Origin of the sequence: Enterococcus sp. AZ011, assembly GCF_050548355.1 — a bacterium.
In the GTDB taxonomy this organism is placed as follows: domain Bacteria; phylum Bacillota; class Bacilli; order Lactobacillales; family Enterococcaceae; genus Enterococcus; species Enterococcus faecalis.
This window is the reverse complement of the sequence record NZ_CP172959.1, coordinates 691,846-704,168: the sequence shown is the minus strand read 5'-3', so window position 1 is coordinate 704,168 and position 12,323 is coordinate 691,846. Positions and strand designations below refer to the sequence as shown.

Sequence of the window (12,323 nt, the reverse complement as noted above, 5' to 3'; positions counted from 1 at the left end):
CTTTATCTCCTCTCTACTTTATCATATTTCTTGAAAAATCTGAATGACTAGGCGACAAGATTCGCCATTTCCTCATAAACAGCGCTTGCATTTATGCTAAAAGTAACGTATACTATTCAGTCATGTTATTAAAAGGAGGAATCTCCATGACCGATGAAAAAATTTATGAACAACAGCATTTAACAACGGTTTATCATGAGCTACAAGCGGCTAAGAAAGTTTACGAAGAGCAATTGGCGAACACAATGAAAGATGGCAAACATATGCTAGAGGAATTTGGTCGCGATTCTAAGCTGAATTTTGATAGTTATGCCGATAATCTAGAAACGTTTGCCATGTTGGAAATGAAGAACCGTGAAATTGATCAATGGAACTTAAAAAATGAAGCAACGGCTAAAAATTTAGACAAAGTGAAACGCCTATTACAAGTTCCTTATTTTGGCAAAATTGGCGTGACTTTTGAAGACAGCCCTGAAGAGCCAGAAAACTTTTATATTGGCGTAAACGATTTTACTTCTTTAGAAGAAGAAACGCGCATTCACGATTGGCGCTCACCGATTGCTTCGTTATTTTATGACAATGTTTTAGGAAAAACAGCCTACATGGCACATCAACAAACCATTCCTGTACAACTTGATTTGAAAAGACAGTTAATTATTGAAAAAGATCAATTAATCAACTATTTTGACACAACCATTGCGATTCAAGATGATGTGTTATTGCATTCTTTAGAAGAAGATGCTTCTCCTTATATGAAGGACATTACGACAACCATTCAACAAGAACAAAATCAAATAATTCGTGACGAAACGCAGCCACTCCTACTAGTCAACGGGATTGCTGGTAGTGGGAAAACGTCTGCGATTATGCAACGGATTGCTTATTTACTTTATCAACATCGAGCAGAAATTACAGCGGATAATATTTTATTACTTTCACCAAATTCAACATTTATTGATTATATTTCTCAAGTTTTACCGAATTTAGGCGAACGAAATCCCTTGAATTTGACTCTTTTACAATTTTTGCGCTTCACTACCAAAGAAGCATGGCCAATGGAAGAAGAAACGGACTATTTCGAACGCATTACTCGCTCTGAGGCAACGGAGCAAGAGCACGTTATTCGTTCAAAAGAATTTGCAACGTTTCTTTTAAGCAATCCTGAAAAAGCAGTTGTGCAGCCACATTTTTTCCGTCCTTTAACTTTTAAAAAGCAGACCTTATTTACTTCAGAAACAATTTTTAAACTTTATCAAGAAACACCAGCTGACTTGAGTATTCGCCAACGAATTTCAGCCACAAAAGAAAAGTTAACCAGTCTTTGGACACGGTACTTATTAAAACAAGCCCATTCTAAAAAAATGTTGGATCAATTCCAAGATTTAACAGAAGCTGAACAAGTTCGTTATTTTGGCACAGTGATTACCGAAGATAATGAAAAACATCTGGCTGATTTTGCTTTAAAACGTTTGAAGAAAAAATATCGCTCTATCACTGCCGCTATTAAAAATGATGCTTGGCTAGATCAATGGGCCTTTTTTGAAACGTTTTATTCTTTATTCACTGAAAAATCGTATCAAAAAGAGACAGCTGTTTTCACAGCCGATGAAATTGTGGCCCTTATTTTGGTGAAACATGCATTTATTGAAAACCTCGCCAACCAGCAAATGGCTTTTATCCTAGTCGATGAAGTCCAAGATTATACAGAAGCCCAATTATTATTACTGCTGACACTTTTCCCTAAAGCTAGTTTTACTTTAGCTGGTGATGAAAATCAAGCCATTTTTAATACAGCCATTGAATTTTCTGAAGCCCATGATCTATTGGTTAACGAAACCAGCCGTTCTGTTGGAACCTATCAATTATTAAACAGCTATCGTTCAAGTAAAGAAATTACACGACTCTTCCAAACATTAGGCACTCAACCAGAGCAATTAACCATTGTGCCCATCCGGCATGATGGAGAAAAGCCGACATTTATTCCTTGTGACTCTGCGTCTGACTATCTTAAAGCAATCGTCACTTCCATTGCAACTTTTGATCCGAAAGAAAGCACCGCCATTATTACTAAAACTTTTGCAGAAAAAGAACAATTAACAAAAGAACTTAGTGCTTCTCTTTCATTGGAAGAGCATCCGTCACTGCAAGTTTTATCAATTGATATGGCAAAAGGTCTAGAATTTGATAATGTAATTCTTCATAACCCAAATGTTAATCGTTATTCCGACAATAAACGAGATAAAAAAATTCTGTATACTGCTATTTCTCGTGGAATGAAACGGGTCGTTTTACCTTATACCGGCACACTTTCCGAATGGTTTACACCTTACTTGGCAGCCCAGTAACTGAGACTTAAGGCGGATTTTATTTTTAGAAAAACCACTTATAATAGACGAGTAGGCACTGCTTTTTAATTAGCAGACCTACTCGTTTGTTGTCTCTTAAGTTGAGAGGAGCGTGAGAAGGTGAAACAATCACCTGATTTAGAAAACTTTTTAAAAACCTCTATCCAAAAAAATGTAACTATTGAGCGAAAACAACAAAACCAAACCATTTGGCACTGGCTACTGCTTATTTTATTTGGCTTGCTAACCTTTGGCTCACTGACACAGCAGTTACTCCTAATTGGCTTGTTTACACTTATTGCCGCTATTGTTAAAGGTCCCTTAATGCTCGTCTGGGGAACCATCTATTCGGCGTTAGTGGCTTTGTTTCCACCTTTTGCTTTAGTCCTATCTTTACTTTTTTTTATAATTAATTTAGGCACCGTTATGAAAAGTTGGCGGATTACTTTAACAAGTGCTTACTTTTATCTAATTCCTTTAGGTTTTAGCCTTTTGAAAACGACCGACTGGGTATCAACGCCTTATTTCCTGACAGGCTTGGCTTTGTTAAGTATTTTAGGGCTGCATTTTATATTAGAGTGGCTCTATAAAAATAATAGCTTAGGCCGTTTACTCACGTGGCAAATTATTAGTGTCCCTTTTTCACTCTTACTGATTATTTTACCAAGTCGCCTAACGAAAGGCCGTTTTGGTAAAAAACGAATACCTAAAAAAGTGAAACTCTAAAATAAAAAAGCCTAGGAAAAATCGCAAATGATTTTTTCTAGGCTTTTCTGCGATTCTTTTAATTTAAAAATTCGTTGATTTTCGATTTTAGGACGTCGATAAAACTGGAGAAAGAGAGTTCATTTGTTTGTGAATATGTCCAATGAGCCAATAACAGAAAAACTAAAATAACCAGTATCGCAACCACTAAAAAGGTTCTAATTCTTGCCCTTCTTTTTCTACGTTGAACTGTTAGCCGTGCTTGTTCCCTTACTCTCATAGCTTCTAAATAATACGGACGCCATTTAGGATCATTTTTTCGTTGCTCATAAAATTTAAATTTATGATAAGCCATCAAACTTCCCCCACATCAAATCACTTTTCTTCTAGTATACAAAAAAAGTAGTAAAGATAAAAGGTTACAATTCACCTTTTATCTTTACTACTTATGCTTTTATGCGATTCCTGCACCATTTGGCATTTCTTTTGGTGCTTCAACAATTTGAAGTTTCCCTTCTGGTGATTCAGCTGAAAGAATCATTCCTTGGCTAATTTGACCACGCATTTTTCTTGGTTTTAAGTTAGCCACAATGACTACTTTTTTGCCAATTAGCGCAGCTGGATCTGGATAAAATTCAGCAATACCTGAAAGAATTTGACGATGGTTTTTATCTCCAGCATCTAAACGGAATTGCAATAATTTATCTGCTCCTTTGACTTTTTTACAGTCAATAACTTCGGCAACTTTTAATTCCACTTTATCGAAATCATCGTACTTAATTTGTTTTTCTTTCGTTGAAACCAACGTTGTTTCTTCTGGATTCCATTTAATATCCTCTTCTGTAGCACTTTCGCTTTGGGACATTTTCTTTTGAATATACGTTACTTCTGTTTCAATTTCTAAACGTGGGAAAATAGGTGTTCCTTTACTTGTTACTGTTACGTCTGTTGGGAACTCACCAAAATGAATATTTTCCATGTTCATTGTTTCTGGATCTAAGCCTAATTGTTCGAAAATTTTCCCTGGTGTTTCTGTCATGACTGGTTGCAATAAGATTGCCACAATTCGTAAGCTTTCCGCTAAATGGATCATGACACTTTCTAATTCGTTGCGTTTCTCTTCTTCTTTAGCCAATACCCAAGGCGCTGTTTCATCAATATATTTATTGGCACGAGAAACTAGCGTCCAGATTTCTGCAATGGCCGTGTTAAATTCCATTTTTTCCATTGCTTCATGATATTTTCCAATAACATTCGCCGCAGTTGTCGATAGTTCACTATCAAATGGGGTAACTTTTGAAGCATAGGCTGGTACTTTGCCATCACAATATTTATTAATCATCGCAATTGTTCGATTCAACAAGTTTCCTAAGTCATTAGCTAAATCATAATTTAAGCGAGAAACGAAATCTTCTGGTGTAAACACGCCATCACTACCAAATGGAATTGCTCGTAATAAATAATAACGTAACGCATCTAGACCGTAGCGTTCTACTAACATTTCAGGGTAAACAACATTTCCTTTAGATTTAGACATTTTTCCGTCTTTCATCAATAACCAACCATGTCCAAAGACTTTTTTCGGTAATGGTAAATCCAAGGCCATTAACATAATTGGCCAATAAATCGTATGGAAACGCACGATTTCTTTCCCAACCATTTGCACGTTCGCAGGCCAATATTTTTGGAATAATGAATCATCTTCTGAGCCATAACCTAGTGCTGTAATATAGTTTGATAACGCATCAATCCATACGTAAACCACATGTTTTGGATCATTTTTTAATGGAATTCCCCAAGAGAAAGTCGTTCTTGAAACGGCTAAATCTTCCAATCCTGGTTTGATGAAGTTATTTAGCATCTCATTTTTACGAGATTCTGGTTGAATAAATTCTGGATGTTCTTCGTAATATTGTACCAAGCGATCCGCATATTTACTCATGCGGAAGAAATAGGATTCTTCTTTAACTAATTCGACTTCGTGACCACTTGGTGCTTTCCCACCAATGACATTGCCTTCATCGTCACGATATACTTCAGCTAATTGTGTTTCAGTGAAAAATTCTTCATCAGAAACTGAATACCAACCTTCATATTCTCCAAGGTAGATATCTCCTTGTTTTACTAAACGATCAAAAATTTGTTGCACGGCTGCCATGTGATAATCATCCGTTGTCCGAATAAATTTATCATAGCTGATATCTAATGTTTTCCATAATTTTTGAACATCTGCTGCCATTTTATCAACGTACTCTTTTGGTGTCACATTCAACTCAGCAGCTTTTTTTTCAATTTTTTGGCCATGTTCATCCACACCTGTTAAATAAAATACATCAAAACCCATTAAACGCTTGTAACGGGCCATTGCATCGCAGGCGATTGTTGTATATGAATTCCCAATATGTAATTTCCCACTTGGGTAATAAATTGGGGTGGTAATATAAAATGTTTCTTTCTGTGACATACAGAAAAAACCTCCTTTAGTCATTTTCCTAAACCCTCAGGATTTACTCCTAAACAGTATACCATAATTAGACATTATTAAACTATATTTCTTGTCGGTTTTCTCTTGAAAATGAAGAAAATGCCAGAAAGAAAAGAGAGAAAGACCTGTCTAATTGACAAGTATTCCTCTCGTTTTTTGTTCATTTTTATTCTTTTGTCTCGAAGCGAACGATACTATGGTGTCGTCCATAAAAGAAATAAATAGCCAAACCAATCACTACGGCTATGCCAAATACTTGCCAAGTAGCTAAAGACAATTGGAACATCAAAGCCGCGCAAACCACGATTGAAATTAATGGTAGAACCGGCACAAGTGGTACTTTAAATTCACCTGCTTGCGGTTCTCCTTTCATTGTCCGTAATTTGATAATTCCTAAAGCTAGAAACATCAGATAAAAGAGTGTCACGATATTTGTAAGTTCAGCCAACATCTCCATTGGAACAACACCAGCAAAAACCATTGCTAAAAATCCAGCTACATAGGTTGCATTCTTAGGTGTGTGCCGCTTCTCATCGATTTTGCTCATAAACTGCGGCAATAATCCATCTTTACTAATCGCATAAATCACACGGGCTAAACTGTACATCATCGCAATCGTCACTGTTAATAAGGTTAAAATAGCACCAACTGAAATGATTGTCGCGATTGCACCATGATTAATGAAACGCATCGCAAAAGCCACCGGATCTTTGACCCCTAAATCCGTAAATGGAACAATCCCAGTTAAAACTAACGTAACAACAATATATAACAATGTTGAAATAATAATGGAACCAATAATCCCTTTTGGAATATCTTTTTTCGGATTCTTCACTTCCTCCGCGGCCATGCTAACCGCATCAAACCCTAGAAAGGCAAAGAAAACTAAGGCAGCACCACTGAAAACGCCTGAAAAACCATAAGGAATAAATGGTTGCCAGTTCGTTGGTTTCACATAAAAGATCCCAACGAGAACAAATAATAAAATAATCCCAAACTTCACGAAAACCATTAAGTTATTTAAACGTAACGCTGTTTTCGCTTCTAAAGATACCCAAAAAGTTACGGCTACAACGACCAACATGGCAATCAAATCAATATATGTACCATTTGTTGGATTATAAGCGCCACTTAACGCTTGCGGCAAAGAAAAACCTAAGCTATCCAAAAAGCCATGGACATAGCCTGACCAACCTGAAGCAACGGATGAAACCGCCAAGAAAAACTCACAAATAATCATCCAACCAGTCATCCAAGCCACAATTTCTCCAAAGACCACATACATGTAGGCATACGGCCCACCAATGACCGGAATACGTGATGCAAATTCTGCATAGCATAAACCAGATAAAATAATCGCGGCTGCTGCTACCAGAAATGATAAGACGAGCCCTGGACCTGCATAGCGTTCCGCTGCGACACCTGTCACAACAAAAATCCCTGTTCCTACTACAGCCCCAATTCCTAGAAAAATTAAGTCCATCGTCTTAAGATTTTTTTTCATCCCACCACTGTCATTGACAGGCACAGTGATTTCTTTTTTTCTGAAAATAGACATGTGTTTACCCCCGTAAAAAAAATAAGCGTAAATAAACTATTTACGCTTTCATATACCCTAAAAGAATACCACCTAGAATAACAAAAATGCAACCAAAAATAACATAAAACATTTCTTTTTTTGATTTTCTTTCGCCTAAAAGGAAGATGCCCCCAAGAGTCGAAATAATAATCCCCATTTGTGATAAAGAGAAGCTAATAGCTAAGCCAATTTCACGCATGGTTAATAACATACAAATATTTCCTAAGCCCCAAAGCAGACCCGTCGTCATATTCATCCAAACAAAACGATCAACTTTGACTTTTTTGAAGGCAAAGAAACTAGCCCCCACTAACATACCAATACTTTGTGGCAAAATAATTCCCCACGGATCTAAACCAGTGGCATTAATAATGATGGTATAGACACCATACCCAACTGTTGAGAAAATCAACGCCCGAATCCCTTTATTAAAATCTAACATACTGTTTGAAGTTTTCGGTTGACTGTCATCATCTTGTCGAGCTGTTAAATACACCCCAAAAACTAAAAAGGCTAAAGCGATAAAGCCCACAACAAAGTCTTTTGTTTTTGTCCATTCATGGAAAAAAACAGCCCCTGCAACGGTATTAACAACTAACTGCATCCCAGTTGAAATTGGTAAGCCAACTGAAACGCCCATATATTTCATGCTATGAAATTGTTGATTCTGTCCCAAACTCCAGAATAAACCAGATATAAATCCAACAATTAATGTGGCTGTCGTCAACGTAGGCTGGATGACAAAAAAGACAACAATTGAAAATAGTAATGCGCCGATTGTCATACCTAACGTTTGTTGATTGGCGCTTCCACCAATTTTACCGCTGACTAAACCAATACTGCCCCACGCAATCATGGGCACTAAAGCGATAAGTAAACTCATAATATTCTCCTAACAAATTTATTTCATTTCATTCTAACAATAAAAACGTTTTCTAAACAACTAAGAAGAGTAAGAGAAGTTAGCAAGAAAGTTTTAATAAATAAAAAAAGGCCTATCACCTCTTTAATTTGCTGATAGACCTACTTTTTATTTCACTTCATTATAATAACTGAGGGAAGGAAAAAACAATGTCATCGTCGTACCTTGCCCCTCTGTCGACTCAACTGTTAAATCATGACCTAATTTTTTCGCTAAGCTATGGGCCAAATACAGGCCTAGACCAGTCGAATGCTGTTCACTTTTTCGCCCGTTTTCACCAGTAAATCCTTTATCAAAAATGCGTCGTTGATCTTGCGTCGGAATGCCAATTCCAGAATCTTTTAAAGATAAATAAACACCTTGTTTATTTTTGGAAATTAGGACCGTAATCGTGCCACCTTCTGGCGTATATTTGACTGCATTACTTAATAATTGGCGGAAAATAAAAATGACCCATTTTCGGTCGGTTAAAACCGCTTCATCTTCTCCTTCAATTGAGAATTGCAATCTTTTTTGGATAAAATAATTTGCTTGCGTACGAACAACAGATTGCACAATTTCTTTTAAAGAATATTCTTGGAGTAAATAATCTCGAGAAAAGCTGTCCAGTCTAGCATAATATAGGACTTGCTCGACATATTCATCAATTTTCCCTAACTCATTTTCCAATAGATAATATTTTTTCTCTGGAATATCATCTTCGACAGATTGTACCAGTAAAGTGATAGCCGCTAGGGGGACTTTGATTTCATGAACCCAAGAGTCAATGTAATCTTTTTGGTCCTGTTGGTTGTTAATTGCTTGTTGCATGGTTTGTTGGTGCTCTTGCAATAAACCGTTAATATACGTTTGGACAAGTAGTTCTTCTTCTTTTTCTGCTGTATTCAAATATTCTTGTAAAGAAGGCGGCTCTTTTTCCGTTGCCAACGAAAGCCACCACTTACGTTTTAAATAATAATCAATTGTTAAAAATAGCGATAAAAAAACACTTTGCAGTAAAAAGATATAGCCAACCACTGTCCAATCTAAGCGGACATTAGGAGCCAACCATAAAATAAAACAAGTTAAGAACAGAAAAAATAACCAACCAATTAGTAATAACCAGCGATCTTTTAAATACTTTAGAATGGTCATTGTCTACTCCTATCTAGGGCACCATATAACCGACGCCCACTTTGGTTTCAATATAGCCAGCAATCCCCGCTTGCTCAATTTTTTTTCGTAAACGATTGATATTTACCGTCAACGTATTGTCATCCACAAAACGTTCATCGTCCCATAAAGCGCGCAATAGTTTTTCACGTGTTAAAATTTTTCCGTGCTTTTTCATTAAAAGATATAGTAATCGGTATTCATTTTTACTTAAATCGATCATTTCGCCTTTGATTTCCATCCGTCCATTGTCCACATTTAAAGTAATGCCATTATGTGAAAGCACTTCACTATCCGTATCGGAATAGTTATAAGAGCGGCGCAACAAAGCATTGATTTTAGCAATTAAAACATCTATCTGGAACGGTTTTGTAACAAAATCATCCGCGCCCATGTTCATCGCCATAATCATATCCATATTGGTACTACGACTCGAAATAAAAATAATTGGTACTTTAGAAACTTCACGAATTTTTTGACACCAATAGTACCCATCGTACACAGGTAAATTAATATCCATCAAGACTAATTGGGGATTCTCCTCTTGAAAATCATCCAATACATCATTAAAATCGGTTGTTCCAATCGTTTCAAATTGCCATTTTTGTAATTCCTCGCTAATTAATTCTCGAATGGTTGTTTCATCTTCGACAATCATGATTTTAGCCATGCAATCCCACCTCTTTTATTTCTAAATTTTCATCTTTCTTATCCTAACAAACTTCATTCTTTTTGGATATAGGACTTTATGATGATTTTTACACTATTTCAAAAATAGGCGCTAATAATTCCCATTCTGATAACATGATGAATTTGCCAACGAAAGCAAAAATACCATCTAATAATAACACAGACATATTAATTCCTAATATAATAGAAGCTTTTTCGACAATTGGCATGGACTTTTTATTTTTCAAAATAAGATATAAAACAAAGTTCGTTCCATAAGTAAAAACTGTTAACAACACAATTAACTCAATCATTTTACCACTTCCTATTTCGGACTTTTCATTTTTCCTTCAATAATTTACTACTCTTAATTATAGCATAATCTTATAAAAAAATCGGCAGAGTCCTAACCCTTAAGATAAACAACAGAATAGAAGCAGCCTCTTTGGAACTCGCAAGAATCGAGCCTTTTTTAAGAGTTGAAGGTCTCAATCCTTAAAAGACAAGTCCTTCAACTCTAGTATGTTCCATGTATTGGAATTGATACCAACGTAACGAAGTGTAGTCGATCAGACAACCTCAGTTTTTCTAATGATTATATTTGTCATACACTTCTTTTAACTGGTTTAAATCTATTTTTTTCATTTGGTACAATTTTTTGGTCACTTCATTTGCTCTAGCTGGATTTGAGTCAGATAAATAACGTTTCAGTTCAGGATTGCCTGTTTGCCAACTGACTCCAAATTGATCTTCCATCCAGCCACACGGCCATTCTTTCCCTTTAGCAGTCACTTGTTGCCATAGCTGATCTATTTCCTCCTGATTTTCACAATCAATATAAATGGAGAAGGCCATGGTAAAATCAAAATCATGTTTATCTCGTGCATCCATTACTCGAAACGGTTGCTCCTGTAATGTGAAAAGTGCTTGAGCAATGTTCCCATCTTCATATTCAACTTTTTCAATTATTTCGCCTGGACCGAAAATCGCCAACCATTCTGATAGAGCTTTGGCTGCTTCGCCATATTTTTCATTAGCAAACATAAAGGTTGGTACAATTGTTTGTTCTTTTCCTGAAAAAGACACTTGCCAAGAGACACCAAATTTGTCCACTACCCAACCATATAAAGGACTAAAAGGATATTCCCCAAAAGGCATCAATATCTGTCCATCTGTTGTTAAATTTTTCCACAACGTTTCTGTTTGTGATAATGTTTTACATTCAACAAAAAATGAACTAGCTGGCGTAAAGGAAAATTCTGGTCCACCATTTAAACCAATGATTGTTTGGTTCGCCAAGGTAAATTCAATGGTCATTAATGATGTTCCTTGAGGTTGGTGCTCCTCATTAACGTAGTTCGTTTTACTTAGAATTGCACCTTTTTCAAAGATTGTTGTATAGAAGTTAGCAGCTTCTTCCGCTTGTGTGTCAAACCATAAACAAGGTGAAAATTTAGGCATTGTGGTTCCCTCCTTCGTTTTCTTTAGTGTAGTCAAAGATTGATAAATAAACAAAAAGAACGTTTTAGTATTTATTCATTTCCGTCTGATAGAATCGATAAATTGCTTGTTTTACTTCTTGAAGCAAGGAGGATTTTAAATGTCCCCGTGTCAAAAAATAAAAGGAACGCCAGTACTTTTCACCTAACGTTTGGAAGGGGATTTTTTCAGTAATCGCCTTTCTTGAAAGCAACGATTGCCCCATGCCCAATTCCAACATTTTAACAATCATTTCATTATTTTTAACCGTCATGAGTGTTGGGCTTTGATTACTTTCTTCTAAATACTGTTGGGTATAATGAAAGACCCCAGAATCCTTTTCACGTACCAACCAATTCTGATTGGCAGGGTTCCCAGCTAAAACCAATTGATCCTGAATAATTTCTTCACGAGAGGCGCCTTTCGTAATTAATGGTTTTTCGATAAAGCCAAAATCAACTTGATGTTTTTCAACTTTTTCCACTACTTCTTCTGAATTGTTCATTTCTAAAACAAAATTGATCGTTGCATACTGTGTCTGTAAATGCTGCATCAGTTGCGGCAAATAATAAACTGCAAAAGTATTAGACGCAGCAATTCGGCAAGTTTCTTTAGGTAATCTCGCCTGATGAAGAGCTGTTAATGTTTCTTGCCAATCATCAGCTAAATTTAGCAAACGATTATACAAGACTTCCGCTTGCCTAGTAGGGACTACATCTTGTCGACCATTTCTTAAAAACAATGAACAGCCTAATTCTTCTTCTAATTGTTTGATTTGATTAGAAACGGCTGGTTGTGAGATATATAAGCAGGTAGCTGCTTTGGAAAAGTTCATTTGCTCATATACAATTTGAAAAGTCTTTAATAATTTAAACATAGGCATCCTTTCGATAACTTTCTATTATAAATATTATTTTAACTATTTATTTCTCAAATGTAAAAAATTTCGTTATACTGGAAGTAATGAACAAGAAAGAGAGATTTTTT

The 12,323-nt window shown here is 36.0% G+C and carries 11 protein-coding genes; 2 read left to right on the top strand and 9 right to left on the bottom strand.

The features are described 5' to 3' along the window. Positions 1-122 precede the first annotated feature (122 nt). Together IGL36_RS03420 and IGL36_RS03415 are read left to right on the top strand one after the other, a co-directional pair. On the top strand, positions 123-2,345 hold the full coding sequence (locus IGL36_RS03420; protein ID WP_002397939.1) for a HelD family protein: 2,223 nt from the start codon (positions 123-125) through the stop codon (positions 2,343-2,345). A 120-nt stretch (positions 2,346-2,465) separates the two neighbouring features. Further along, positions 2,466-3,071, top strand: coding sequence for a hypothetical protein (locus IGL36_RS03415; RefSeq protein WP_002383359.1), 606 nt, complete (start codon positions 2,466-2,468; stop codon positions 3,069-3,071). A gap of 58 nt (positions 3,072-3,129) precedes the next feature. Here IGL36_RS03415 and IGL36_RS03410 read toward each other — a convergent pair whose 3' ends face one another. From IGL36_RS03410 to IGL36_RS03370, 9 genes are all read right to left on the bottom strand, one after another. After that, complete coding sequence (locus IGL36_RS03410; protein WP_002361374.1) at positions 3,130-3,405, bottom strand: hypothetical protein; 276 nt, start codon at positions 3,403-3,405, stop codon at positions 3,130-3,132. Between the two features lie 99 nt (positions 3,406-3,504). Beyond that, the gene (gene metG / locus IGL36_RS03405) at positions 3,505-5,514 is read right to left on the bottom strand and encodes a methionine--tRNA ligase (protein ID WP_010716833.1); all 2,010 of its coding nucleotides are present in this window, start codon (positions 5,512-5,514) and stop codon (positions 3,505-3,507) included. Positions 5,515-5,701: 187 nt separating this feature from the next. Continuing rightward, on the bottom strand, positions 5,702-7,093 hold the full coding sequence (locus IGL36_RS03400) for an amino acid permease (protein WP_002364708.1): 1,392 nt from the start codon (positions 7,091-7,093) through the stop codon (positions 5,702-5,704). Between the two features lie 40 nt (positions 7,094-7,133). Then, on the bottom strand, positions 7,134-7,997 hold the full coding sequence (locus IGL36_RS03395; protein WP_002355811.1) for a GRP family sugar transporter: 864 nt from the start codon (positions 7,995-7,997) through the stop codon (positions 7,134-7,136). 147 nt (positions 7,998-8,144) lie between these two features. After that, the gene (gene sapS, locus IGL36_RS03390) at positions 8,145-9,170 is read right to left on the bottom strand and encodes a two-component system sensor histidine kinase SapS (RefSeq protein ID WP_002355810.1); all 1,026 of its coding nucleotides are present in this window, start codon (positions 9,168-9,170) and stop codon (positions 8,145-8,147) included. Positions 9,171-9,183: 13 nt separating this feature from the next. After that, positions 9,184-9,858 carry a two-component system response regulator SapR gene (gene sapR, locus IGL36_RS03385; RefSeq protein ID WP_002355809.1) on the bottom strand — a complete coding sequence of 225 codons (675 nt, stop codon included), beginning with the start codon at positions 9,856-9,858 and terminating at the stop codon, positions 9,184-9,186. Between the two features lie 88 nt (positions 9,859-9,946). Further along, positions 9,947-10,171 carry a hypothetical protein gene (locus IGL36_RS03380; protein WP_002368169.1) on the bottom strand — a complete coding sequence of 75 codons (225 nt, stop codon included), beginning with the start codon at positions 10,169-10,171 and terminating at the stop codon, positions 9,947-9,949. A 274-nt stretch (positions 10,172-10,445) separates the two neighbouring features. Further along, complete coding sequence (locus IGL36_RS03375) at positions 10,446-11,318, bottom strand: VOC family protein (protein ID WP_002397941.1); 873 nt, start codon at positions 11,316-11,318, stop codon at positions 10,446-10,448. 64 nt (positions 11,319-11,382) lie between these two features. Next, entirely contained in the window at positions 11,383-12,213 is an 831-nt protein-coding gene (locus IGL36_RS03370) for a LysR family transcriptional regulator (protein ID WP_010716832.1), read from the bottom strand. Between the last annotated feature and the right edge of the window lie 110 nt (positions 12,214-12,323).